Origin of the sequence: Psychrobacter fozii (assembly GCF_003217155.1) — a bacterium.
Lineage (GTDB): Bacteria > Pseudomonadota > Gammaproteobacteria > Pseudomonadales > Moraxellaceae > Psychrobacter > Psychrobacter fozii.
Map to the genome: position 1 here is coordinate 119,567 of NZ_QJSU01000009.1, position 26,270 is coordinate 145,836.

The window sequence follows — 26,270 nt, forward strand, 5'->3', positions numbered from 1 at the left end:
TGACTATGCAAATTTACTATAGATTTTAGACATAGTTAGCATTTTATGTGAGTGGCAATCTATTTAACTAATGATGCGTAAGACTTAGGTTGTTGTGATTATATGGCCTCTGTCAGTATCGATTAAAGCTGAATTTCAAGCTTATCCCTTTTAAGTATAGGAGCTATATCATGGCTGTTCAAAAAAGTCGTAAAAGCCGTTCTCGTCGTGACATGCGCCGTTCACACCATCGTATGGAAGTGGCTGAGCTGAGCATTGATGCTACTACTGGTGAAAAACATCGTCGTCATCACATGACTAAAGATGGTTTTTACCGTGGTCGTCAGTTGTTCAAGGTAAGTCAAGACGCCTAAGTTGCTTGTTAGCTAATGCAAAAGTAGTCATGGTACTGGTGACTATTATTGCTTTTGCATAGCCGTATCAAGCAATGAGTTTTGAGCTAAAGAAAGCCAAGTTATTTCGCTATCATATATTATGTGGCTAGATAACTTGGCTTTTTGCTATGGTTTTTTAAAATAAATATTTTATTTTTAGCCTTTAGCAAATATGAAAGTGAACTGATACAATCTATTATTACAATTTTAGTGATATTCTCTGCTACACCAGTTTAGGTGGCACTCACTATGATAATAGAGTCTGTCAGTGTATAGTTCACTAATAGCTAATTTTTCGAAAAATAACGAACGCAACGGCTCTGTGTCGTACCTAATAATATAACAACTCCCATTATTTTTAGGGATGTTTCCAATTGAATAAGGAATATTGGTTATGGCCTCTGTACCCGATATGGCAAAAAAGCAGCCTTCGCGGATCGCGGTAATTTTCCCTGGTCAAGGATCACAAGTCGTTGGTATGACGAGTGAGCTTGCTGAAACTTATCCAGAGATTCGTGATACTTTCGCTGAAGCAAGTGACGCACTTGGTGAAGACCTATGGGCAATCTGTCAGGATGAAGAAAAGCTCAATCAAACCCACTATACTCAGCCAGCATTATTGACGGCTAGCATAGCTATCTGGCGAATCTTGAAACAGAAAGTAGTCACAGAGCCTTGTTATTTAGCAGGGCACTCTCTAGGTGAGTATAGCGCGCTCTGTGCAGCTGATGTGATATCGCTTGCTGATGCAGTAAGACTGGTTCATAAACGTGGTCAGTTAATGCAAGAGGCTGTTGTAGGCATTGATACAGCGATGGCAGCAGTATTAGGTCTTGAAGATAATCGGGTCGAAAATTTATGTGAGCAAGCGACTGAACATGTTGATGGCGCGATTGTTGGTGCAGCCAATTTTAATAGCCCAGGGCAAGTCGTTATCTCAGGTAATGCCGATGGCGTTAATGCTGTTATTGATAAAGTAAAAAATACTGGTAAGAAATCTGTTCCGCTAAAGGTAAGCGTACCCTCACATTGTGCGCTGATGGAGCCGGCGAGTAGTGCTTTGGCTGAAATTTTGGCAGACATCAAATTTGAGCAAGCCACGATTCCTGTTATTCAAAATCGTCATGCACGTGTCGAAACCAGTGCGTTAGGTATCAAACAAGCATTGACTGAACAGCTAAGCCAACCTGTATTATGGTCAAAAACCATGCAAGAGCTGGCTGACAAGCAAATTAATATTTTAATCGAATGTGGCAGTGGCAATGTATTGAGTAATTTGGCGAAGCGTCAAGCCCAGCCAATTACCAGCTATCCTACTGACAAACCTGCCCGCCTTGAGAAATTAATGGAGTTATTATCATGAGCCGTACGATTACATTAGTAACAGGCGCGAGCCGTGGCATTGGTAAAGCCGTTGCCAAACGTTTTGCTAAAGAAGGTCATTTTGTCATTGGTACAGCGACGACCGAAAAAGGCGCTGAGCTTATCGATGACTATCTTCATGATAGTGGTGGTATTGGTCGAGTCTTAGATGTACGTGATACGGCGCAAATTGATAAATTGTTTGAAGAGATCGAAAGTGTCTATGGTGCGGTACAGGTACTGGTAAATAATGCTGGTATCACGCAAGATGGCTTGCTAATGCGCATGAAAGATGACGACTGGGGCAATGTCATAGACACTAACCTAACGTCAGTATATCGCATGAGCAAACGTGCTGTACGCGGTATGATGAAAGCACGCCGTGGTCGCATCATTAATATTACCTCTGTAGTCGCGCAAATGGGCAATGCAGGTCAGTCTAACTATGCTGCAACCAAAGCAGGCGTAGAAGGCTTCAGCCGTACCTTAGCGCGTGAAATTGGCTCACGCCAAGTAACTATCAACTGTGTCGCTCCGGGTTTGATTGAAACAGATATGACGGATGAGCTTGATGAACGTCTGCTAAATTCGATGTTAGATGCTGTCCCTATTAGCCGTTTAGGTCAGCCAGAAGACATCGCAGCAGCAGTGCATTTCTTGGCCAGCGATGAGGCCAGCTATATCACAGGCGCTGTTATTCCTGTCAATGGCGGCATGTATATGTAAGTGACGCACAAGTGTTACATAGTGATAATAAAAAACTGTGTGAACGAGTGTAAACTATAATAAAGGGTGCTATAATGACGGACACTTTTAGGCCAAAGCACTGTATGATAGCAGAGCTTTACCAGACATTAGTCAAAACGTATAATCCGTTATAAAGCATTCAGATAGCGATACTAATCTGAAAGTCTCACTTATATACAATGCTGTAGAATCTAATAATAGAACTATAGTGGTTTGTCAAAATAATAGATCAAAAAGGAGAAATTTACATGAGTAATGATACCGAGCTAAGAGTTAAAGCTGCAGTAGCTGAGCAATTGGGTATGAACGTTGAAGAAATCAGCAACGATGCTTCATTTATGGAAGACTTAGGTGCAGATTCATTGGATCTAGTTGAATTGGTTATGTCATTCGAAAGCGATTTTGGCATCACTATTCCTGATGAAGATTCAGCAGAACTAACGACTGTTCAAAAAGCAATTGATTACGTACAAGCGCAGCTATAATTCTATATTAGCTTAGCAAGTTTTGTATTGCCGCTTATCTTAATTGATAAGCGGTTTTTTTTATGTCTTGTAAAATGAGCTTTCCATATGAGTGAATCGTATTTATTAACATAAGCTACGTCAATTCAACATTATTCAACATACTATTACTAGCCAGTCCAACTACCTTTGTCTATACTCATATTGGTAAGCAGTAATAAAGTATGACGAAATTCAGGTGTTTACCTCATTATCTGATTTTATCCGTCATCGAAAATAATGATTAATAATAATATTTTAAGGAGCAGTTATATGGGTATGTTCAGTTTTGCAAAAGACATCGGTGATAAGATATTCAATCGTGATGAAGCCGAGCATGATGCTAAATCAGAAACCAAAGCAGATGCTAATACGCCAGTACAGAGTAGTGAGCCTTCAGCACAGTCAGTCGCTAATATCTTGCTTCGTCGTGTTCAGCAACAAAATCTAAATATCAGCGATCTAAAGATTAAATACAATGGCTCGACAGATACTGCTGAGATCAGTGGTAAGGCTAAGACACAAGCAGACCGCGAAAAAGCAATCATCGCAATTGGTAATGTACAGAACGTTGCAAAAGTCATCGATAATATTGATATCGAAGAAGATGCTCCTGAGTCAACCATGTATACGGTTAAGTCTGGCGATAACTTATCTAAGATTGCCAAAGATGTTTATGGTTCAGCAAGTGACTACATGAAGATTTTTGAAGCGAACAAGCCAATGCTTTCTGACCCTGATAAAATTTATCCAGGTCAGGTATTACGTATTCCTAAGCCATAATATTAGTAATAAATAGTACAAAAATATGCGCCAATAAAAATGCCTCTTATTCGTAAGAGGCATTTTTTTGTTTAGACAAATACAAGTCTAAGACTCAATAGCCTTTAATTTATCTTGCTGCTCAGTTATTGCCCAAAGGATATGCTCATCTAATATCTCATTGTGTACACCCAGTTTTGACTGTAATTGAGTAATAGTATCTGTACTTGCATTGGCATTTCCAAGTCCAATAGCGATATTGCGTAAAAAGCTAACATAACCTGTGCGTCTGAGTGGGCTGCCTTCAGTCTTTTTCATAAAGTCAGATTCTTGCCACTGCCATAGTTCAAGTAGGCTACTACTATCAAGGTTGTGCCGTGGTGCGAAATCTTCTACAGGTGTGATATTAGCATAGCGATTCCAAGGACATATAAGCTGGCAGTCATCACAACCGAAGACGCGATTACCAATCGCTCGGCGGTACTTGGTATCAATGGTACCTTTATGTTCGATAGTGAGGTAGGAGATGCAGGCTGAGGCATTAAGCTCATAGGGTGCGACAATCGCTTGGGTCGGGCAAATATCAATACAGGCGCTACAGCTACCACAATGTTCTTTGATAGGTTGGTCATCTGGCAACTCAAGGCTAATAAATAGCTCGCCCAACACAAAAAATGAGCCTGCTTGTTTATTAATAAGTAGTGTGTGCTTACCTGTCCATCCAAGGCCAGCAGCATCGGCGATAGGGCGCTCAAAGATAGGCGCAGAGTCGCTAAATGGTCGAAAGATAAAATCTCGCTCTGACCCAATATTGAGATGTTGCCATTCAGGAAGCATTGTTTCTATTTTTAATGCCAATTGCTTTAAACGGCTACGCATTGTTTTGTGATAATCACGTCCTCTGGCATAACGCGCAATGATACCTTGGTTGGGAAGATCATTGTCAGTGACAGCACGGGGTTTCGGTGCTTGAGTCAGGTAATCCATACGAACGCTGATGATAGTCCTTGCACCATCGACCAATTGCTCAGGGTTCGCCCGTAGCTCATGATTGCTGTGCATAAACTGTAGCTGTCCCTCGTAACCTTTCTCTAGCCATTGCTGCAGTTGTACAATTTGTTTAGCAAACAAAGGATGGTGCACGGATAGAAAGCCGCAGTCAGCAAATCCTAGCGCCTGTGCTTGAGTTTTAATCCATTGTTTAACGTCTGCTGTGGTAGAAAATTCTGATGTGTTATTGAGCGCAATCTTGTTTGCGGTTGTATCATCAATTGCCGCGGCTCGCTGTTGGCCAGCTACTTGTTTGGTAGAAGATATTGGTAAGCTTGGTGTAGATGAGTTATTCATGTGTCATAGTAAGCGTTGATGTGAGTACCGTTATGATAAGCCAGTGAGCCAATAGCGCAAGCATAAAAGACAATAAACTCGCATTCATATTGATACATAAGTCAAAGTTAGCTTTTGCTAAGCTAGGATATGTCTTCATATCAATGAGGAATCATCAGGCTTCAGAATAATATAAAACAATCTAATAAAAACAGTTGAGGGCAAGTCATGCAAATACACGGTCATTCATCCATAGATAAAAAACATCCTATATCGCTATATAGCAGTAAACAGCTCTATGCAATGGAGCAAGCATGGTTTAGTGAAGGTCATGATAGTTTTGGATTAATGCAACAAGCGGCTTGGCAAATGGCGAAGCATATTGAGCAGCTTTATGAGAAAAAGTACTTAAACCATCATTCATCGGCGTCTGTTAATTTCTCTCATCGTCACAACCATCAGTATCGAGTAAGTATCTGGGTAGGAAAAGGCAATAATGGCGGTGATGGCTGGTTGATAGCCTATTATCTTAAGCAAGCTGGCTGGCAGGTACAGATAGTCACAGTAGGTTTTGAGGATAGTGATTTTAGCAATAGTGACTCTGATCAGGTTAATTCTGATAAAAGTGATACAACAGCAATTTCTAATAGCAAAAGCTCAATAACGGATGCCCAAAAGGCTTTACAGGTAGCACGATCTGCTAATTGCAAGTATGAGCGCTTTGAAGATAGCCAAAATGATTTGAGATCAACAGCACTGCAGGCTGATGTCTATATCGATGCACTATTTGGTATAGGGCTGGATCGTACACCTGAAGGTATCTATAAGCAGGCAATTAGAGCTTTTAATGAATTAACGGAGCAAAATAATGGGCTGGCCATTGCTGTTGATATTCCAAGTGGTGTGGTTGCTTCGACTGGTGAAGTGTTCGACCGTATAGCGATAAAGGCGGATGCAACTTTATGTTTGATTGCGCGGAAATTTGGATTGCATACCAAAGACGGGGTAGATTATAGCGGGCAGGTAACCGATATACCGCTGATACCTTATCAGGTAGACAATGTAGCGTTTGAGCCAGTAGCCAAATTGATTACGACTGGACAAGCTTTCAGTCCACGGCGCCAAAATAGCTATAAAGGGAGCTACGGCCACGTATTGGTTATTGGGGGAAATCGTATCGATGGCTCACAAGGTATGGGCGGGGCAGCGATATTATCTGCTTCAAGTTCGATGGCGGCAGGAGCGGGAAAAATCACCGTTGCCTGCCATGAGGCTTTTCATGGCGCACTATTAACGTCACTACCAGATGCCATGACTATCAATTTGCATGATGCCCAAGGTGTGCAGCACTTAATCAAGGCCGCCAGTGTGGTAGCTATTGGTATGGGGTTGGGCCGTGACGATAAAGCACAAGCATTATTCGTAAATTATATACAAGCTGCTATGACAGCGAAAAAGCCAATAGTTATAGATGCTGACGGGCTTTATCACTTGGCATCGTTACAGCTAAAAAATGATAAGTTAATCTCTCAACTGCGAGAGTATAGTACTGATAATGAGGTTTGTTTGACGCCGCACAGTGGTGAAGCTGCTAAGTTGCTGAATAAAAAAATACATGAGATAGAGTCAGATAGATTATCAGCCATCAAACTATGTGCGCAGACATATGGTGGCAATTGGGTGCTCAAAGGTGCAGGGTCTTTGGTTTTAGAGCGTGGATTAGATCAAGAGCAGGTCTATGTTTGTGGGGTTGGCAATGCTGGTATGGCAACGGCTGGTATGGGCGATGTGTTGTCTGGTGTCATTGCTGGCTTGTTAGCACAACAGGATTTGGAGCCGGAGATGCGCAGTTTGCATCAAGCGGTTATCATACATGGGTTAGCAGGGGATATATTGGTTAGTCAGACGAATCAATATAATAGTGGCAAGAGTGATCGCGGTCATCTCTTGATAGGACAACGAGGGCTACAAGCTCAAGATATGCCAGTAGCCATTCGTCATGTTATGCAGTTGCTGGTTGATTCCTAAAACTAGCGTTGAGACTAGGTAGTAGGATTGCCACAATACTGGTCAATCGCTTGCTGTACGCGCTCACGCTTAAGCTCAATCTCGCGGCCATCTAGATACTGACGTTTGCCACTGGCATCCATTTCATAGATACGGCCGCCAACATTTAGATTGGTCAAGTTGCTGCGTAATGATTGGCAACGCTGTGCATTGGCTTGTGCCTCTTGCTCTTTAATACGTGTCTCAAGTGCTGCCACTCTTTGTTCTTCTGCACTAGGGGCATTACTCTGATTGGCATCTGTTTTGCCAGCTAAATTTCCTGCGTTGTTCTGTCTACCGTCACTACGGAACTCAATCAGTTCGATATTTTTGCCATTCTGTGGAGAATGTTGGCTATATTTTACTTCGCCGTGTGCACCAACAGACTTATAAACCTGAATAGCATGACTGGCATTCATGGACAGCATTAGCATACACGCCGTACTCATACTCACAAGCAGTTTGGCAGCAGTATTTATCTTAGATGCATATGCCATTGTAGCAATCCTCTTAATTGGTAAAAAACAGATGTTTATATATGTGTCAATATAACATTTTAGTGTTTGAATGGTACTAAAAATGTACCAGCGTTTGATTTTAGCAAATAATTCTTATGAATGTATATTATTTAATAACTAATAGTTAGGGATGGGCTTTAGAAGTTTTTCTTGACAATGGCTCGTAAACCGTCGAATATAATAGCAGTTGATTGGTCAGTGAGCGGCTTTTATGATATTGCCGTGGCACTTGAAAACGAGAACTACGGGTTACTTATCAGTGGCTTATACCGTTCTTTTTTCTTTGTGATAATGATATAGCAACGGTAGTAGTCATTATGAATGACAGCTATTAATAACTATATACATTGTCTCCGGACTTATCTGTCTACAATGACTAAGATAAACTTGTTATTTGAAATGCGCTAAGTATCGTTTTAGCGATTGTATTAAACACGGCTCAAGATTTAGGGAAGAGATATCTTCAATCAGCCTATTGTAATATCTAATGATATTGCGATGTGTTACTGGCTATCAAAGTTATTTTTCCACCTATTCTAATGCCTACGTATATATCAATCGAGTATAGATACTGGTTCGTGTTAATCATCAATAATAAGCCTCTTTTATAGATGCACTCGCATCTTGTCACTGTACATCGATAAACTCCTATCACAGAGCTGACCCTACATATATTGCTGTGTTTAAGTATTATGTTGTCTTATAAAACAGCATGACTGAAATATAGCGGGCACACATTCTTGATATGGATAAATATTAGCATTCATTTTTACGAGCTGAATAACCATGTGCAAACGTCGTTGTTTTCTTTTATAAAATAATGCTACTGCTTACCAAAAAAAAAGGTGATGACAGTGACGCAAACCACGCAAAGTCCGAATATGACTGGACATACCCAAACGGGTAATGCTGCCAAAAATTTTGAAGAAAAGCAACAACGCCTTGCTGAAGGTAGTGCACAGCCTGTAATGCTGTCTGGTGCTGAGATGCTGGTGCAATCGCTGACGGATGAAGGTGTCAAATATATCTTTGGCTATCCAGGCGGTGCGGTTCTTCATATCTATGATGCCTTGTTTCAACAAGAAAATATTGAGCACATCTTAGTACGGCACGAGCAAGCAGCGGGCCACATGGCCGATGCTTATTCGCGAGTGACTGGTAATACTGGCGTTGTGCTGGCCACATCAGGCCCTGGTGCGACCAATACTGTGACCGCTATTGCTACTGCCTTTATGGACTCTGTGCCAATGGTTGTAATCGCAGGTCAGGTGCCAAGCAGCCTCATTGGTGAAGATGCTTTCCAAGAAACAGATATGGTTGGTGTATCACGTCCTATCGTTAAGCATAGCTTCCAAGTACGCCATGCTAGCGAAATTCCAATGATTGTTAAAAAAGCCTTTCACATTGCACAGTCTGGACGTCCAGGCCCTGTGGTAATTGATGTGCCAAAAGACATGACGGCACCTAGCGAAAAGTTTGCTTATGAATATCCAAAAGAAGTATTTATACGCTCATATCAGCCATCTCTAAAAGGCCATAGTGGTCAAATTAAGAAAGCCGTAGAGACGCTACTGGCCGCACAGCGTCCTATTATCTACGCTGGTGGTGGTGTGATTTGGAGTAAGGCTCACGAAGAGCTGAGAGATATTGCTCACCGTCTAAACCTACCAGTGACCAACACATTAATGGGTCTTGGTACGTTCCCTGGTTCTGATAGTCAGTTCTTAGGAATGCTTGGCATGCATGGTACCTACGAAGCCAACATGAGTATGCATCATGCTGATGTGATTTTGGCAGTGGGCGCGCGTTTCGATGATCGCGTGACCAACAATGTTAAAAAATTCTGTCCTAACGCGACAATTATCCATATCGATATCGATCCTGCGTCTATTTCAAAAACGATTCTTGCTCACATTCCTATTGTTGGTGATGTGAAGTCAGTATTGACCGATATGTTGGATATTATCGGTGAAGACAAACAACTTGAGCAACATGCATTGCTTGACTGGTGGTCGCAGATTAACGAGTGGCGTAAGCGTCATGGTTTACGTTATGACACCAGCACCGATAATGGCATTAAGCCACAAAGTGTCGTACAAGCTCTAGATAAAGTGACTAATAGTAACGCTATCATCACGAGTGATGTCGGTCAGCATCAGATGTTTGCAGCGCTTTACTATACCTATAATGAGCCACGTCAATGGCTGAACTCAGGTGGTCTTGGTACTATGGGTGTTGGTCTGCCGTATGCAATGGCGGCAAAGCTTGCGCATCCTGAACGTGATGTGGTTTGCATTACAGGCGAAGGCTCTATTCAGATGAATATCCAAGAGCTATCGACTTGCTTGCAATATAACTTACCAGTTAAAATTCTGAACATTAACAATGCTCAGTTGGGTATGGTTAAGCAGTGGCAAGACATGCTATATGAAGGTCGTCACGCACAGTCATATATGAATTCACTGCCAGACTTCGTTAAATTGGCCGAAAGTTATGGTCACGTCGGTATCAAAATTACTGACCCTGCGACCATGGAAGCACAGATAGCAGAAGCGATGGCAATGAAAGACAAGCTGGTATTTATTGACGTTTATGTCGATCGTAATGAGCATGTATATCCGATGCAAATTGCTGGACAGACAATGCGTGATATGTGGTTAACAAAAGGGGAGCGTACCTAATGCAACAACAACATCTGATTTCGGTATTAATGGAAAACGAAGCGGGTTCGTTGTCGCGTTTAGTCGGTTTGTTCTCACAACGTGGCTATAATATCGAAACGCTAAACGTCGCGCCAACTGATGACCCTAGTATTTCACGTCTGACTGTGACGACTATTACTTCACCTGAAAGAATTGAGCAGATCACCAAGCAATTGCATAAATTGATTGAAGTGGTTAAAGTGCTGAATCTATCAGAAAACGTACACGTTGAACGCGAATTAATGCTAGTAAAAGTTCGAGCGTCTGGTAGTGTACGTGAAGAGATTAAACGCAGTGCAGATATTTTCCGCGCACAAATCGTTGACGTCAATTCTAACTTATATACGATTCAAATCGTCGGTGACAAAGCCAAGCTTGATGGCTTTATTGATGTGATTGGTCGCGAACGTATCATGGAAGTGGTACGCTCGGGCGTCATCGGTATTTCACGCGGTGAAAAGACGCTTAGCCTCTAATCGGCTGAGTGTCTAATAACAGAATATTTTAGTTAAATCATATTGATTTAAAATCAACAAAACGCTTATCTTAGTGACCATTTTACGATAGTGGCTATTGCATAAGCGTTTACTATCCATGGCAAACCATGATTGAGAAAAAGGACTGTATTTATGAACGTTTATTATGACAAAGATTGTGATTTATCAATTATCCAAGGTAAGAAAGTTGCTATTATTGGTTACGGTTCACAAGGCCATGCCCATGCGCTTAATCTACAAGATTCAGACGTCGATGTGACTGTTGGCCTACGTGCCAATTCAGGTTCATGGAAAAAAGCTGAAAATGCGGGCCTAAAAGTTGCTGAAGTAGAAGAAGCGGTAAAAGCTGCTGACGTTATCATGATTTTGACGCCTGATGAGTTTCAAAAAGAGCTTTATAACGATGTAATCGAACCAAACATCAAAGAAGGCGCTACCTTGGCTTTCGCTCATGGTTTTGCGATTCATTATAACCAAGTCGTGCCACGTGGCGATCTTGATGTCATCATGGTGGCGCCAAAAGCACCAGGTCATACTGTACGTTCAGAGTTTGCTAAAGGCGGCGGTATTCCAGATTTGATCGCTATCTACCAAGATGCTTCAGGTCAAGCCAAAAACTTAGCATTATCATATGCTGCTGGTGTTGGTGGTGGTCGTTCAGGTATCATCGAAACAACATTCAAAGATGAAACTGAAACGGATCTATTTGGCGAGCAAGCAGTACTTTGTGGCGGCGCAGTAGAGCTAGTTAAAATGGGCTTTGAAACGCTAACAGAAGCGGGCTATGCACCAGAAATGGCTTACTTTGAGTGTTTGCATGAGCTTAAGCTTATCGTTGACTTGATGTATGAAGGCGGCATCGCTGACATGAACTACTCAATCAGTAACAACGCTGAGTACGGCGAATACGTTACAGGCCCTGAAGTTATCAACGAGCAATCACGTGAAGCCATGCGTAATGCACTAAAACGCATCCAGTCTGGTGAATATGCGAAGATGTTTATCTCTGAAGGCGCTACCAACTATCCATCAATGACCGCGCGTCGTCGTAACAATGCTGAGCACGAGATCGAAATTACTGGTGCTAAGCTGCGTGGTATGATGCCATGGATTGGTGGTAATAAAATCATCGATAAAGAAAAGAACTAAAACAGTATTAAGTTATAGAAAGACTGCTTAGTTTTAAAGAAACCCATGTTATCGACTGATAGCATGGGTTTTTTAATGCATTCTATTTGTTTAATGCTTTTATGGTAGGCTATCTACGGGTTGAAAACCCATGGTAGTCCCCAATATAGACAGGCATTATTACATTAACTAATGGTTTGTTCGGTTAGACAATTATTGTTATTTCTGTTCGTCTTTGAGCTATCAAACAAATCAAATAATTTCCGTTCTTCTTTTTCTATAGATTACAGGTTGTATGTTGTGCAAATATCTTATTCTGACTGGCTAACGCCGCAATTCATATATGTTCTTCTTAGTGCTGTGATCGCTGTTTTAATTTGGATAGAAGGGGAGATGCTCAAAACAACAGATGGCAAACTGCCTCAATCTAAGTTTTTTAAAATCAGTTCACTTTTGGATACCTCATGGTTCTTTATTTCCGTGGTCATGTTATATGTGATTGATCTGACACCATTGGCAGTTGCGGTACCTGCAGCCTATGGTATCTATACTACTTTTGGTTGGGTATACGGAACGCGTCTACTGAAACGTAAAGGTATTCCTGACTCTCCGAAAGACTTAGTAATACCAGCTAAATATATCGCTTATAGCCAGTCATTTTCATTGGTATTCTTTGCATTATGCTTGCTAGTATTAAGCTCACAGTGGTTACCAATAGCTCAGTAAAGGCCAGTCTAAACTATAGCTTGCTAACACTTTTTGACCTTGTGATTTATTAACTTATCTGGATTTTTGACTTTGATTGTAGATAGAAGTGAATAAAAAATATTCTTTATATCAATATGTTATGTGATTAATGGATGCTTGAACTAACTTCAAAAAATTGATTTTAATTATTTACAAAAATCATCAATTTAACCTGTTGTCATTATGAAAAGCTGCTATAATCAAGCTGTACTTACAATATTTCAGGTAAAAAATTCAAGTCATCCGAGGATGATTTAGTAGATTTTACTGCCGCATTCTGCAAAAAAATATTTAGGTATATATCAATTAATCGGTGATGACACACGTCTCGCCAACAGTTAAAGAGTTAGGAAAATTTATGTCAGATAAAGTTGAAGGCACTGTAAAGTGGTTTAATGAAGCTAAAGGTTTTGGTTTTATCGCTCAAGACAATGGCGGACAAGACGTATTCGCTCACTACAGCGCTATCCAAGGTGGCGGTTTCAAGACCCTAGCTGAAGGCCAAAAAGTGTCTTTCATCTTAGGTGATGGCAAAAAAGGCCCACAAGCTGAGCAAATCGAAGCTATCTAATTTCTATTAGTGATTGAGTAGACTGTTTTTCAGTGAGCTTGATTACAATGAAATTATTAATACGCATTGATTACTTTGTTTGTTAAAACAATAAAAATACTGTTTCAACTTTAAAAAAAAGCAACCTCTCATCAGGTTGCTTTTTTTATATAAATTTTTCTTGTCATCATATAGTCTGAGGGAAGTATCTTTAGCTAATCACTGTTAGTGGGGCTCATTCATCTTGTAAAGAAATAGTGAAAATATTTACATTCATTATGAGATATTATTTTGAAGAAATAAGTAATAACAAAATGTTAAGTAACTAAAGTACCTACAATGCTATAAAGGTTTAAGATATTTAGAATATAGGTGAAAGCAAGTCGTAAACTTGTTCGCTTATAAACTATTTGTAATAGAATAGTGATAAATTTATGACGCATTATTCACGGCGTTGTCTTGACCTTATGCTCGTGCTCACGCAAGATACATAGGTCTGATAATAACGGTTGGCTTAGCTTTAACAGATTTTGTCGATAGAGAATATGATATAAATATATTTTTTAGTATTGTTTCATTTTTTCGATTATTAACTGTCTGTTGACACGCTAACAACCTTCAACACTATTTTGAACAACAATGAACCTTTGGTTCTTAATTGATAATTTTTAATTCATAACATTAATAAACGAGGAACGTATGAAAGCATTAGTAGCGGTCAAGCGTGTCATTGATTATAACGTAAAAGTTCGTGTAAAAGCCGATAACTCTGGCGTTGATCTATCAAACACCAAAATGTCAATCAACCCTTTTGATGAAATCGCAGTAGAAGAAGCGGTTCGTCTAAAAGAAGCTGGTGTGATTGATGAAATCATTGTTGCGTCAATCGGTCCAAAAGAATCTCAAGAGCAGATTCGTGCTGCACTAGCATTGGGTGCTGATCGTGGTGTTTTAGTTTTGACTGATGAAAAGCCGTATCCACTACAAATCGCTAAGATACTGAAAAGTATCGCTGAGTCTGAAGCTACAGACATTATCCTATTGGGTAAGCAAGCGATTGATGATGACAACAACCAAACTGGTCAGATGCTAGCAGCATTGATGGGTATCGGTCAGGGTACGTTTGCATCAGAAGTAAAAGTTGAAGGCGATAAAGTAAATGTAACTCGTGAAATCGATGGTGGATTACAAACAGTTGCGCTTGATTTGCCAGCAGTCATCACGACTGATTTGCGTCTGAATGAGCCACGTTATGCCAAACTGCCTAACATCATGAAAGCGAAGAAAAAACCGCTTGATGAAAAGACACCAGCTGATTTCGGTGTTGATATGGCATCTAAGCAAGAGATTATTAAAGTTGTGCCACCTGCTGAACGCAAAGCTGGTATTACAGTAGGTTCAGTGGATGAGTTGGTTGATAAGCTAAAGAACGAAGCTAAAGTAATCTAAGACTTCGCTACGGTATATCATGTACAAAGTTACATGTTTAATTCGGCTGATTTAGTATTTGCCACATCAGTAACTTTGTACACAGACAACCTCATGACATGAATAGACGATACGAATAAATAAAGGATTAGAACCATGGCAATTTTGGTATATGCAGAACATGACAATGCCAGTCTAAAAAAGGCAACTTTGAACACTATCGCTGCTGCTAAGCAAATGGGCGATGATATCCATGTATTGGTCGCTGGTAGTGGTGCACAAGCAGTTGCAGATGAAGCCGCTAAAGCTGAAGGCGTATCTAAAGTATTGCTAGCAGACAATGCAGCTTATGAGCATCAATTAGCAGGTAACGTTGCGTTACTCGTTGCTGATGTCGCCAAAGACTACAGCCATATCATTGCACCAGCGACAACAACTGGTAAGAACTTTATGCCACGCGTTGCAGCATTGCTTGATGTTAGCATGTTGTCAGAGATTTCTGCTGTAATAGATGCTCAAACGTTTGAACGTCCTATCTATGCAGGTAACGCGACGGCAACGGTTAAAACTTCAGAAGATAAAGTAGTGTTGACTGTACGTACTACTGCATTCGATCCAGTAGCGAGTGAAGGTGGATCAGCAGCTGTTGAGACTCTCGACAATGTACAAGAGACTGGTAAAGCAAGCTTCGTTAATGAAGAGATGGCCAAGTCTGACCGTCCAGAGTTAACCTCAGCAAGCATCGTAGTATCTGGTGGTCGTGCATTAGCAAATGGTGAGAACTTCACTAAATATATCGAACCATTGGCTGACAAATTGGGCGCTGCTGTTGGTGCATCACGTGCTGCAGTAGATGCAGGCTATGTACCAAACGATATGCAGGTTGGTCAAACAGGTAAAATTGTTGCACCAGACTTATATATCGCCGCAGGTATTTCAGGCGCGATTCAGCATTTAGCAGGTATGAAAGATTCTAAAGTTATCGTTGCTATCAACAATGACCCAGAAGCACCTATCGCTAGTGTTGCTGATTACTTCCTAGAAGCGGATTTGTTTGAAGCGCTACCTGAGTTAACTAGCAAGGTTTAATATATAGACACAGAACTACTAAACGGCTACGGCGTTACCTTCCTTAGATGTACGACTTGTACAATTTGCAGTTGGCTGCCTTGTATCCGTTTTAGATTTCTTGGACTATATCAGTAGTAGACAGATAATAAAAAACCCACTATTAAATGATAGTGGGTTTTTTTGTGCTTTACAGAAAGGTTTTTGTTTGCAGTTATAAACCAAAGCTAAGCGTAATTTCTTTGACGCAAGGTTTCATATAGACATAAAGAGCCTGCAATCGCTACGTTTAAGCTTTCTTGACCGTTCGGCTGTGGTAAGGCTATGGGCGTAGCACATTGCATTAATTCATCGCTGACACCTTGACCTTCATGACCCATAATCCACGCCGTTGGAGTGGTTAGGTTGTGATCGTAAATTAAGGTGTCGGTATGTGAGCTAGTGGCTAAAAGTGGCACTTGTACATAATCTAAGATGTCTTGTGTGCTTAAACCCTCATAAATAGTGAGTGCAAACTGTGCACCCATACCTGCTCGTAGCGTCTTAGGAGACCAAGCTTGAGCAGTCGCGCTGGTGCAAAGGATATTATTAATACCGACGGCTGCTGCCGTGCGTAGCAATGTACCAACATTGCCGCTATCTTGTACGTCGTTCAGAATCAGGCAGTCCTCATTGATCATCGATAGACCTAGCATTGGCACTTTAATAACCGCCATAATGTCGATGCCTGTACCTAAACTTCGGATACTCTCATAGAGCGAATCTGAAAGCGTCATAATAGGTGTATAGGTCGGCAGGCGAGACAATACTTGCTGAACTTCAGGATGGTTGTGCGCTGACTCTGCCAGTAGCATTTGGGCGAACGGATAGTCACTACGTAGGGCAGCATCGATGAGATGTATGCCTTCGATGACAGTTTGCCCATGTTTGTTACGCTGGCGAGACTGTGTCAACAGGGCCTTTACCAGTTTAACCGTTGTGTTCTTATCTGAAGTAATCAGCTCGGTGGGATTTGTTACCATAGTGGATCGCTTAGAATAGACTGAAGGAATTGTTTGGACAGCCAGCAGAATGCTTATTATTGATTTAGCATTCTACTGATTATCTTTAACATGTGCTCAAATCAATTATTTTTCAGAATAATTTACGTGCAAGTTTTTAACATAATCGACTTCATTTTTGCTACCCAGTACGACAGGGACACGTTGATGAATGTCAGTCGGCTCAATATCTAAGATGCGGTTGACAGCATCCGTAGCACCGCCGCCAGCACGCTCAATCAATAGGCTCATCGGATTGGCTTCATACATCAAACGTAACTTGCCCGCTTTGTGAGCATATTTGGTATCAAACGGATAGGTAAATAGACCGCCGCGGCATAGGATGCGATGCACATCACCAACCATGGCAGCGACCCAGCGTGTATTAAAATCGCGACCACGTACACCAGCTTCGCCAGCGATCAGCTCGTCGATGTATTGTTGCATCGGTGCGCGCCAGTAGCGATAGTTTGAGCTATTGATAGCATATTCACTGGTATCAGCATCAATTTGCACATTGTCTTCTATGAGTACATAATCACCCGTATCTGGATCTAAGCTGAACATCACCACATTTTCAGTTATCGTTAATGCGAGTATGGTTGAGGTACCATATAACAAATAGCCTGCTGCCAATTGCTGATTGCCTGCTTGCAAGAAATCACTGTTTTCGCTTGTTTGACCTTGGCGTTGGTACGGTAAAATAGAAAAAATAGTACCGACGGCCATATTGATATCGATGTTTGATGACCCATCCAGTGGATCAAACAATACCAGTAGACTGCCATCAGCGTTGGCAGGGGTGGCATTGTCTAGCTCTTCTGATGCAACACCTGCACAATGCGTGTTTTCTGCCAGTGCATCTAACAATAAGTCATTAGCCAGTACATCCAATTTCTTCTGCTCTTCGCCTTGCACATTTTGATTACCAGCTTCGCCTAGGATATCGGCTAAGGCTCCTTTTCTAAGTAGCTGTGAAATGGTTTTACCAACGTTAGTGACGGTAGTAATCACGTCGTTCAGTTCAGTGTTGGTTGAATGTTGATCTAGATAACTGGTTAGAGTCGTCATAAAGCTTCCTAATAATGGTATTGATAAGTCGTATTGAGAGTAAAAGAATAAGCAGTGATAAGCGCACTCTAGGCGGGCAAATTTTTAAATAGCGATACCGTGTCTTTGTCCTGACCGTAAAATCAGCTACACTATATGTATTATTATTCGTTAATATCTTTGGTAAGCTTGTTTTCGGTCATGATCGCTATACTGATATTGCACAGTCGCTACGCGAACATTGCCTAGCAGGTGGCTGAGTGTATTTATAGGACTGGTGTCATTGGGGTAAATTGTATCAAATAAGCGCCAAAATGTCCTTGTATCTATGTATATCTACGATAAATGCTCGAACAAAGATGAATAAATGATTAATATAGACACATACCAACCCACAATGAAGACTTGCCATTATGTCAAATTCTCTCGATAGCAGCTCACTACATACGATCTCGCCGACTGACTACGCAAAATTCGATCCCAGTACCATTCATCAAAGGCTCAATACATCATTGAGTCGTCCACAGCTCAATACCGATGGCAGTATCCGTCATTTTTTGGGTGTAGAAGGCCTTAATAAAGAGCAATTACAGGCGATTATCGCAAAAGCAGAAACGTTCTTTGATAAAAATGGACAATTAATCAATCGGCCTGAGCTTGAAGGCTATACGGTGATGAACTTGTTTTTTGAGCCATCAACACGTACACGTACGACATTTGAGGTGGCCGAAAAACGTCTGGGCGCCAATGTATTGAATATCGATATCGAGCGCTCTAGTGCTAAAAAGGGCGAAAGTCTACGCGATACACTGTGGAATTTGCAAGCCATGACAGCAGATATCTTTGTGGTGCGTCATTCAGCATCAGGTGCTGCGCATTTTATGGCAACAGAAGTGACGCCTAATATCGCCATTATCAATGGCGGTGATGGCTGGCATGCACATCCGACGCAAGGCATGCTCGACATGTTGACCATTCATCGTGAAGCGCCGCGTCCTTTTGAAGAGTTATCAGTGGCTATCGTGGGTGACATCAAGCACTCACGGGTGGCACGCTCTGATATAAATGCGCTACAAACCTTAGGGGTCAAAGACATCCGTGTCTGTGCACCGCGCACTCTATTACCTAAAGGCATTGAGCGTTATGGTGTGCGAGTTTATGAAAATATGAATGAGTGTGTCACGGACTGCGATGTCATCATGGGACTAAGGATTCAAAACGAGCGTATCGGATCACCATTGCTAGCATCGTCGAGTGAATACTATAAACACTATGGTATTACGCCAGAACGCGTGGCACTTGCAAAGCCTGACGCATTGGTTATGCATCCAGGACCGATGAACCGCGGAGTTGAGATTGCTTCGAGCGTGGCTGATGGTGCGCAGTCTGTCATCTTAAAGCAGGTAAATAACGGTATTGCCATTCGTATGGCTGTACTGTCTCTTGCGATGGAAGGTCAACGCGCTCATCAAGCGGCTGGTAATTAACCTGTTGCCACGCTGTTTTATTCTCCATTATTTCATTTATTGATACGGTAATAACGCTCATGTCTAATACGATAAACACTGATGCACCGATATTTGACCATCTTCCTAAAGCCATTAAAAATACATTGCCAACCGCAGTAACAGATAAACTGGCATCACTTGAAGCTGGTCGTGAAATGTGGCTGCTACCACCACTGGTTGATTTGTGTGCACGCCTACGTGAACCAGGCCAACAGCAGCATGGTACCTTGGAGTCAGAAGGACTCGCTGCTCGTGGCAATGGTTTTTTGCATGTGGTGATTCCACCTGATACCAATCCTATTCTAGAAAATGGCTCACTACTCAAAGGGTTGCGTGAGCGCGCGCTTGATGATGGTGGTATTTATTTACATGTATTGGGCGCGTTGACCGCTGGGTTAGAAGGAGAGCGTCCTTCTAATATTGCGGGATTGAAAAAAGGTGGCTGCATCGCTGTTTCGAATGCACGTAGACCTTTTCGCAACGATTTAGTGCTACTGCGTACGTTAGAGTACGCAGCAACTTTTGGTATGAAAGTATTCTTTTATCCTGATGAGCCAAGTCTGTCCGGAGATGGGGTAGCACATGAAGGCTATATCGCTTCTTATCATGGATTGCAAGGCATACCATGGATTGCTGAGACGGTAGCTCTATCTACTCAGCTATTGATGGTCGAAGAAACAGGTATCGCGGCTCACTTTAGCCAGTTATCTTGCAAATCATCAGTTGAGCTGATGCGCTGGGCAAAAGACAAAGGTCTGCCAGTGACTTGTGATGTAGCGATGCATCAACTGTACTTAACCGATGATAACTTAGAAGGCTTCAATGCCCAAGCCTATGTGTTACCGCCACTGCGTAGTAACACTGATCAGCAGGCCATTCGTCGTGGATTGAAAGACGGCACGATTGATGCAATCTGTAGTCATCATGAACCGCTAAACAGTACGGCCAAAAAAGCGCCGTTTGCTGAGAGTACGCCAGGCATTTCAAACTTCGATACCTTTATGGCGCTGGCATGTCAGCTAGTACATGATGAGGTGTTAACTTTGGAGCAACTCGTCGATAAAATCTGCCTTAATCCTGCAAAAATCGCTGGTATTGGTGAGCAATATGAAAGGATCGGCGGTGCGGTATTGGTCGATCCTAATCTAGAATGGCAGGTGACAGCGCAATCTATGCTATCAAACGGTAAGAACACACCGTTTTTTAATCAGCAGTTGCAAGGTCGCGTTGTGGAGACATTCTTTGGCTAATTTGCCCCGACAGAATGACAGTCCACCACCATCTACAAAAAATAATGCTATGGACTTAATTGGCCGGAAACAAAAGCCACGAAGCACTTCTAGTGAATCTATCAAAGCGGTAGCAATCTATGAGATGGTAAAAGGGTTGGGTGCATTGCTCGGTGCTGTTGCGTTATGGTCATGGCATACCAATCTTGCGCGTTGGCTGACGACGGCAACAGCCTCTTGGCAACATAGCTTTGGTCACTTGTTTGCACCGCAGTTTGATAGTGTGGTACGAATTGCCCAACAGGCTAGCAAAAACTGGCCGTTGTTTTTATTATTGATTTTTGCCTATGCCAGTCTGCGCTTTCTTGAAGCATATGGCCTATGGCAAGACAGAACATGGGCGTATTGGTTTGGTGTGCTTGGCTATGGCATATTTATTCCTATTGAGATTTACTATTTAATTGCCCGCCCATTTGACTGGTTTAAATTGGGCATATTGATCTTAAATATTTTTATCGTCATTGTGGTTTATCGCAATATGAAACGAAAAGGTCTGATATAAAAGCGTACGACAAAATATATAGGTATAAAAAAGGCCAGCATAAGACATCTTCTTATGCTGGCCTTTATGTCACTGAATACATCTACCGTTTATCTCTCTGTGGCATCCGTACGAATGCTTTTCGCCACTTTACCAACGCTCAAGCCTTGTACCAGTATAGAGAATATGACGACAGCATAAGTGAGTGCCAATAATATATCGCGCTCAGTGCCCATAGGTAGTTGCAACACTAGGGCAACGGAGATACCACCACGCAATCCACCCCATGTCAGCACCTTCCATGCGCCAGTTGGTAAATCTAGCTGACGGCTAAAGGTCTTAGTGGTCATACCCACGACAATAAATCGAGCAAGCAGGGCGATTATAATCGTCAAGCCAGCGGCGATAAACAGGTTGCCTGAGTAAGCAATCATGACCACTTCTAGACCAATCAGCACGAACAAAATAGCGTTTAAAATCTCATCGATTAACTCCCAAAACAAGTCAATGTAATGACGAGTCTTATCGCTCATTGCTAATGCTCGTCCGCGGTTTCCAACCATTAGTCCCATCATTACCATAGCGAGCGGGCCGGATAAATGCCAATGGCTGGCAAGTGCATAACCACCTATCACGCCTGCAAGCGTTAACAACACTTCCTCTTGATAGCTGTCGATGCTTTTGAGCATGTAATACAAAATCGCCCCAAGTACCAAACCAAAAACAATGCCGCCACCTGCTTCAACGGCCAAAGTATGCGCCACATAATTGGCTGTCGGAATGTCGCCGCTCGATAAAATACCAAGTAGCAGCACAAAGATAACCACGCCGATACCATCATTGAATAATGATTCGCCAGCAATGACAGTTTCGATGCTCTTTGGGGCTCCCGCTGATGAGAGAATACCCATCACCGCAATGGGGTCGGTCGGTGATATTAAAGCACCAAATAACAAGCACCACAGAAATGGCAAGCCAAAACCGAGCAGCGGCAACATAAAGTACAGGGCAGTGGCAATAAGCATCGCTGATACAATAGTGCCGATGCAGGCAAGGATACCAATAGGCAGTTTGTAGCGTTTTAAGTCGCTAATATTGACATGTAAAGCACCTGCGAATAACAGCATAGAAAGCATGCCATCCAATAGGACTTCGGTAAAATCGAGCTGTGCTAATAAGCTTACTTCGTAATCAATAAGCTGATCAAAGCCTAAAAATCCTAAAAATATGGCGCCAATAGACAATAAGATGGAGATAACCATCACGCCAATCGTGGTCGGTAGACCAATAAAGCGATGATTGACGTAGGTCAGTAAGGCTGTGATGGATAAAAATATCGCGCTGATTTCAAGTATGGTTAGGTTGCTTGTGGGGGCCATGAAAAAGGTCTCAAATAATGATGAAAAGTATTCTTAAACATAGTGCTGATAAGAATTAAATGGTTTGGATTGTAGTTATATTCTCGCTTTGGCACCAGTGATGAATATCAATTGATGGGTCTTGATATGATTATCTCGATTGTGTTTGCAGGGCTTTACGGATATGAGCATCAAACTCACTCACGTAGTCAAAATATCGATGCTGAGCATCATCACTAAGAATAAATTGCTTGGCTTGCTTGGACATGGCGATTAAATCATCGGTCAATTCTTGATAGTTTAGGTTTTCTTCACCTGCACGCTCAATTAATGTCAGTTCATGTAATAGTGTCTGCTGCTGTGCGCTATTGACTCGCGCATAATTAAGATTGACCATTGCCTGACACAGTGCTTTTAAAACCATCAAATCAGCGGCTGCATAACGACGTATTTCGCCAAGCGATGTATTAATAAAGTCAGAAATTTTTGGCGTATGAGTGACCACGGCTAATATAGCCAGTCGTTGCTGCTTAACTTCGGCATTTGATGCATCATCATTTGGTGCCGGTACATAAAAGTGATAGGGGCTGGGTGGTTGACAGCGCATCATAATACTCAAACAGCTCGTCAGTGATTGTACGCAGTTGACCGCTGTCTTTGGGTCATTGATGCCAGGAGACAGTGCTCGTACAGCGATTTCAGTCATTTGTCCTAAGCTATAAGCAATATCATTAGAGTGTACCAGTCGCTGTTCGATACGGATACAGTTTGCGAAGCGTTGCCAAAAAACACCATCAGGTGCGCGCGGTACAACGGCCAACTGCGGTGTTGATGTTTTCTGTCGGTTATTTGGATGTGCTGTTGGACGCTGGAAAAAATAGCCAATGACGTTTTTATCAGTCACATAATCACCCAGATTGACATGAATCTGTATCACGCCACCATAATCTTGTGTCAGAGTAATCAGCGACTCAAGGTAAATCTGTTGGATATAACCTGAGCGTGGTGGATAGATGGGCATTGATGGCCAGTTGTGAAACTGTTCGACATCATGATGCTCGATATCACGTTGATGTTGGATGTCACAATGACTGCCATACCAATAGTGAATATTATGAATGGCATCGTTGCTAGCATTCTGAATGACATGCGATGCTTGGATGGCATGTACCATATGCTGTACGAAGTATACGAGCAATAGCGCGCAGACAATGGCCATAATAATGGCAAAGGTCACAGCCAGTTGTGGTACACCAAAAGCGACGTCGTATTTATGGATAGACTTTAGTACCAACAAGCTATAACTAAAGGTACCAATGAATGCACCTAATACTAATTGATTGGGTGTGTCTGTCAAAAAATTGCGTAACAAGCGTGGCCCAAATTGTGAGGAGGCCATAGACAATACGGCAATCGTAATTGAAAATGTAGTACCCGCAACACCCAAGACAGCACCTGCTATCGCAGTCATAATAGCGCGCGCCGCATCATCGTCACCCGTAAAGGCAAAGGTAATATCTCTGACCGTTTCACGATCAAAGTGCTGATCGATGGTTACCAATAAAGGCGCAAGCAATATACCTATAATGACGCAAGCCGTTGGGATAAACCAATAAGAGCCAATCAATTGTTGCCATAAGTTTCGAAGACGATCGGGCAGGTCAGTGAGAGTTTGCAATGACCATAACTGGGCAAACTGTTTCAGCTTGTTTTGGCTTATATCAAGTGTACGTATCCATAAGCTTTTTTTGTCATCTTTATTCACTGTCATCAGCTTTAAGGTATCCAAAAGTCATCATATTAAATTTATAGTGTCATAGCTTATTCATAAATATACGACAGGGCTTGACTGTCATATTAGGGCGTGTCCTCAATTCAAACGAGTGTTCTCTAAATGGGCTAAAAATAGCTAAATTTTGCCAAACATCGTCAAATAGTTGGTCAATATCTCGATATTATCTGCACTATTTTCCTTGTTTGACTGCAATTTATCTCATTTTTATCGCCATTTTTAAAATGAGGACACGCCCTAGTTCTTTTTATTTTGGTTAGCTCACTTTGGGATTATCCGCTTCAGTAATAATGTCGCCCTTGTTATTGGGCTGAATTTGTTTCTTATCATCGTTTATATCTTGGGGAATGATGATTTCATTATTACGGTCATCCCATTCTATATCACTGTCTTTGTCATACGACATGGGCTCAAAGTGCGGTGTATTTTGTTTATTTGAGTCATCCTTTGCCAATGGTTCCATCGTCGGCGCTGAGGTCTTTCTAAATAAATGGGCATCATTATTTTTATGGCTACCTTTTTTATCAGAAGCGGCCTTTTTACGTGGCTCCGTATTGGTAAATATAGCGCTCAACGGTAGATTTAGTTGTTGTTTAGCATAAGCTTCAGTATGTTCAAAACGCTCTATTAGTAGCCTAACCCAAGGTGTTTGGTCTTCTATTCTTACCTCATCGAACTCATCTTTGATGGGTAATGGATAAGGTAGGGTGCGATAAAAATCCCACAGTGTCATCTTGCTCAAATCTCTTTTGAGTACATAGTCGTCATCTTCGGTCATGGTGATGAGGTTGCTGTCTTGTAAATAGTTAATATAGGTATACCATTTCGGCAGCTCTTTGCGTCCTAGCATGTTGCGAAGCGCTTGTTCGCTGACGGCCTCACCTTTCAAATGGTGCGTATATACTAAGTTAAGCATGTCTAGCAAGCTCAGTAACGGATGGCGTGGCTCCACCTCTTCTGTCCCAAAGATGGTCAGGGTATAGCTAATTTCAACGCCCAGTAGAATCAAATTCCATGATAAATAAATCCATAGCAAAAATATTGGTAAGGCTGCAAAGGCTCCGTAAATAGCTTCATAACTGGTAAAGTTTGCCATCACGGTACCAAACAGATGCTTCATCATCTCAAAGACGATGGCCACAAATATGCCAGCGATGGCCGCATTTTTGGCTGGCACGCGTGCTTTTGGAATGAACCAGTACATACCGATGAAGCCTGAGACCGTGATGCCAATCGTGACGGCTTGTATCCAGATAGACCAATCAATACCGTAACCGGCGACTTGCTGATTTAAAAAACTAATGCTTTGTATCGCACTTGAGGCGATGAAAGCTGTGCCCAACACTAATGGCCCTAAGGTCACCATCGTCCAATAGCGCAACATGCTTTTTATGCCACCAGACCGGTTCTCTACCCGCCATATTTGGTTAAAAGCACGCTCAATGGTCGTCAATGTCATAATCGTTGTAAAAAACAGCACCATCGCACCAATGATGGTTAGGTTGGATGATTTTTCAGCGAAGTTGTTGATGTACTCACTAACCTGCATGCTAGATTGTGGTAGTAAGTTGTTATAAATGACTTCATATATTTGTGCTCTGACCGATGAAAGTGCTGGTACTGAAGACAAAATCATCAAGAGTACGGTCAGCATCGGTACGATCGATAGCATGGTCGTATAGGTCAGCGAGGCTGATTTTTGCTGGCAGTTATCTTCAAAGAAATGCCTAACCAAAAATCGTAAAAACTGAAACCAGCGCTGGTGTAAAAACGGGATTTTCTTTGCTAACTTTTCCATATCGATCATCTAGCAGGTATTAGAGTGACAATAGTGTAACAAACATAGGCGGTTATCATCTGCCCTTTAATTGTGTCAAAATGCACAGTAGTCAACGCGATAGAGTGTTCTGACGATAATGCACAGCTAGGTTGTTTGCATGTCAGTGAATGACTCGGGCATAATGTGCAGATATATTGATAGTGTCAGCTGTTGG

At 41.9% G+C, this 26,270-nt stretch carries 23 protein-coding genes; 16 read left to right on the forward strand and 7 right to left on the reverse strand.

Features of this window, described 5'->3' with window-relative positions; all coding sequences use genetic code 11:
- Nucleotides 1-170 precede the first annotated feature (170 nt).
- From rpmF to lysM, 5 genes are all read left to right on the forward strand, one after another.
- Nucleotides 171-353 (forward strand): 50S ribosomal protein L32, encoded by a 183-nt coding sequence (gene rpmF / locus DFP82_RS11995; protein WP_068408434.1) that lies wholly within the window; start codon nt 171-173, stop codon nt 351-353.
- A gap of 415 nt (nt 354-768) precedes the next feature.
- Nucleotides 769-1,737, forward strand: a complete 969-nt coding sequence (gene fabD, locus DFP82_RS12000) for an ACP S-malonyltransferase (RefSeq protein ID WP_110923958.1) — start codon at nt 769-771, stop codon at nt 1,735-1,737.
- Entirely contained in the window at nt 1,728-2,462 is a 735-nt protein-coding gene (gene fabG / locus DFP82_RS12005; RefSeq protein WP_245905717.1) for a 3-oxoacyl-ACP reductase FabG, read from the forward strand. Before fabD ends, fabG begins: the two co-directional genes overlap by 10 nt.
- A 269-nt stretch (nt 2,463-2,731) precedes the next feature.
- A complete protein-coding gene (gene acpP, locus DFP82_RS12010) occupies nt 2,732-2,968 on the forward strand; it encodes an acyl carrier protein (protein ID WP_010196746.1) in 237 nt (78 codons plus the stop codon).
- A gap of 291 nt (nt 2,969-3,259) precedes the next feature.
- Nucleotides 3,260-3,769 (forward strand): peptidoglycan-binding protein LysM, encoded by a 510-nt coding sequence (lysM, locus tag DFP82_RS12015; protein ID WP_110923960.1) that lies wholly within the window; start codon nt 3,260-3,262, stop codon nt 3,767-3,769.
- Between the two features lie 87 nt (nt 3,770-3,856).
- Here lysM and queG read toward each other — a convergent pair whose 3' ends face one another.
- Nucleotides 3,857-5,095 carry a tRNA epoxyqueuosine(34) reductase QueG gene (queG, locus tag DFP82_RS12020; protein WP_110923961.1) on the reverse strand — a complete coding sequence of 413 codons (1,239 nt, stop codon included), beginning with the start codon at nt 5,093-5,095 and terminating at the stop codon, nt 3,857-3,859.
- A gap of 207 nt (nt 5,096-5,302) precedes the next feature.
- Here queG and DFP82_RS12025 point away from each other — a divergent pair, with 207 nt between their 5' ends.
- On the forward strand, nt 5,303-7,102 hold the full coding sequence (locus tag DFP82_RS12025) for an NAD(P)H-hydrate dehydratase (RefSeq protein ID WP_110923962.1): 1,800 nt from the start codon (nt 5,303-5,305) through the stop codon (nt 7,100-7,102).
- Between the two features lie 14 nt (nt 7,103-7,116).
- Here the strand turns inward: DFP82_RS12025 and DFP82_RS12030 are convergent, their stop codons facing one another.
- Nucleotides 7,117-7,617, reverse strand: a complete 501-nt coding sequence (locus DFP82_RS12030; protein WP_110923963.1) for a DUF4124 domain-containing protein — start codon at nt 7,615-7,617, stop codon at nt 7,117-7,119.
- Between the two features lie 989 nt (nt 7,618-8,606).
- On the opposite strand from DFP82_RS12030, the gene DFP82_RS12035 reads away from it, so the two are divergent.
- The 7 genes from DFP82_RS12035 to DFP82_RS12065 all read left to right on the forward strand — a co-directional run bounded on the left by DFP82_RS12035 (nt 8,607) and on the right by DFP82_RS12065 (nt 15,779).
- Nucleotides 8,607-10,319, forward strand: a complete 1,713-nt coding sequence (locus DFP82_RS12035; protein WP_220034746.1) for an acetolactate synthase 3 large subunit — start codon at nt 8,607-8,609, stop codon at nt 10,317-10,319.
- A complete protein-coding gene (gene ilvN, locus DFP82_RS12040; protein ID WP_110923965.1) occupies nt 10,319-10,816 on the forward strand; it encodes an acetolactate synthase small subunit in 498 nt (165 codons plus the stop codon). The genes DFP82_RS12035 and ilvN overlap by 1 nt, the downstream gene beginning before the upstream one ends.
- Before the next feature lie 153 nt (nt 10,817-10,969).
- Nucleotides 10,970-11,986: a ketol-acid reductoisomerase gene (ilvC, locus tag DFP82_RS12045; RefSeq protein WP_110923966.1), complete on the forward strand. Its 1,017-nt coding sequence runs from the start codon at nt 10,970-10,972 to the stop codon at nt 11,984-11,986.
- 279 nt (nt 11,987-12,265) lie between these two features.
- Nucleotides 12,266-12,691 carry a hypothetical protein gene (locus DFP82_RS12050; protein ID WP_110923996.1) on the forward strand — a complete coding sequence of 142 codons (426 nt, stop codon included), beginning with the start codon at nt 12,266-12,268 and terminating at the stop codon, nt 12,689-12,691.
- Between the two features lie 379 nt (nt 12,692-13,070).
- Entirely contained in the window at nt 13,071-13,283 is a 213-nt protein-coding gene (locus DFP82_RS12055; RefSeq protein WP_010196799.1) for a cold-shock protein, read from the forward strand.
- A 678-nt stretch (nt 13,284-13,961) separates the two neighbouring features.
- Complete coding sequence (locus DFP82_RS12060) at nt 13,962-14,711, forward strand: electron transfer flavoprotein subunit beta/FixA family protein (RefSeq protein WP_110923967.1); 750 nt, start codon at nt 13,962-13,964, stop codon at nt 14,709-14,711.
- A 135-nt stretch (nt 14,712-14,846) separates the two neighbouring features.
- Nucleotides 14,847-15,779: an electron transfer flavoprotein subunit alpha/FixB family protein gene (locus DFP82_RS12065; protein WP_110923968.1), complete on the forward strand. Its 933-nt coding sequence runs from the start codon at nt 14,847-14,849 to the stop codon at nt 15,777-15,779.
- Between the two features lie 206 nt (nt 15,780-15,985).
- Here DFP82_RS12065 and DFP82_RS12070 read toward each other — a convergent pair whose 3' ends face one another.
- Together DFP82_RS12070 and DFP82_RS12075 are read right to left on the reverse strand one after the other, a co-directional pair.
- A complete protein-coding gene (locus tag DFP82_RS12070; protein ID WP_110923969.1) occupies nt 15,986-16,780 on the reverse strand; it encodes a TrmH family RNA methyltransferase in 795 nt (264 codons plus the stop codon).
- 105 nt (nt 16,781-16,885) lie between these two features.
- Nucleotides 16,886-17,869, reverse strand: a complete 984-nt coding sequence (locus DFP82_RS12075; protein ID WP_110923970.1) for a class 1 fructose-bisphosphatase — start codon at nt 17,867-17,869, stop codon at nt 16,886-16,888.
- A gap of 392 nt (nt 17,870-18,261) precedes the next feature.
- Between DFP82_RS12075 and DFP82_RS12080 the strand changes: the two genes are divergently transcribed.
- From DFP82_RS12080 to DFP82_RS12090, 3 genes are all read left to right on the forward strand, one after another.
- Complete coding sequence (locus tag DFP82_RS12080) at nt 18,262-19,335, forward strand: aspartate carbamoyltransferase catalytic subunit (protein WP_110923971.1); 1,074 nt, start codon at nt 18,262-18,264, stop codon at nt 19,333-19,335.
- A gap of 113 nt (nt 19,336-19,448) precedes the next feature.
- Nucleotides 19,449-20,606: a dihydroorotase gene (locus tag DFP82_RS12085; RefSeq protein ID WP_181416318.1), complete on the forward strand. Its 1,158-nt coding sequence runs from the start codon at nt 19,449-19,451 to the stop codon at nt 20,604-20,606.
- Nucleotides 20,599-21,147 carry a DUF2127 domain-containing protein gene (locus DFP82_RS12090; RefSeq protein ID WP_110923972.1) on the forward strand — a complete coding sequence of 183 codons (549 nt, stop codon included), beginning with the start codon at nt 20,599-20,601 and terminating at the stop codon, nt 21,145-21,147. Before DFP82_RS12085 ends, DFP82_RS12090 begins: the two co-directional genes overlap by 8 nt.
- An 89-nt stretch (nt 21,148-21,236) precedes the next feature.
- Here DFP82_RS12090 and DFP82_RS12095 read toward each other — a convergent pair whose 3' ends face one another.
- The 3 genes from DFP82_RS12095 to DFP82_RS12105 all read right to left on the reverse strand — a co-directional run bounded on the left by DFP82_RS12095 (nt 21,237) and on the right by DFP82_RS12105 (nt 26,074).
- Nucleotides 21,237-22,505 (reverse strand): cation:proton antiporter, encoded by a 1,269-nt coding sequence (locus tag DFP82_RS12095; protein WP_110923973.1) that lies wholly within the window; start codon nt 22,503-22,505, stop codon nt 21,237-21,239.
- Nucleotides 22,506-22,635: 130 nt separating this feature from the next.
- Nucleotides 22,636-24,273, reverse strand: a complete 1,638-nt coding sequence (locus tag DFP82_RS12100) for a DUF2254 domain-containing protein (RefSeq protein WP_245905715.1) — start codon at nt 24,271-24,273, stop codon at nt 22,636-22,638.
- 259 nt (nt 24,274-24,532) lie between these two features.
- Nucleotides 24,533-26,074: a YihY/virulence factor BrkB family protein gene (locus DFP82_RS12105; protein ID WP_110923974.1), complete on the reverse strand. Its 1,542-nt coding sequence runs from the start codon at nt 26,072-26,074 to the stop codon at nt 24,533-24,535.
- Nucleotides 26,075-26,270: the final 196 nt, after the last annotated feature.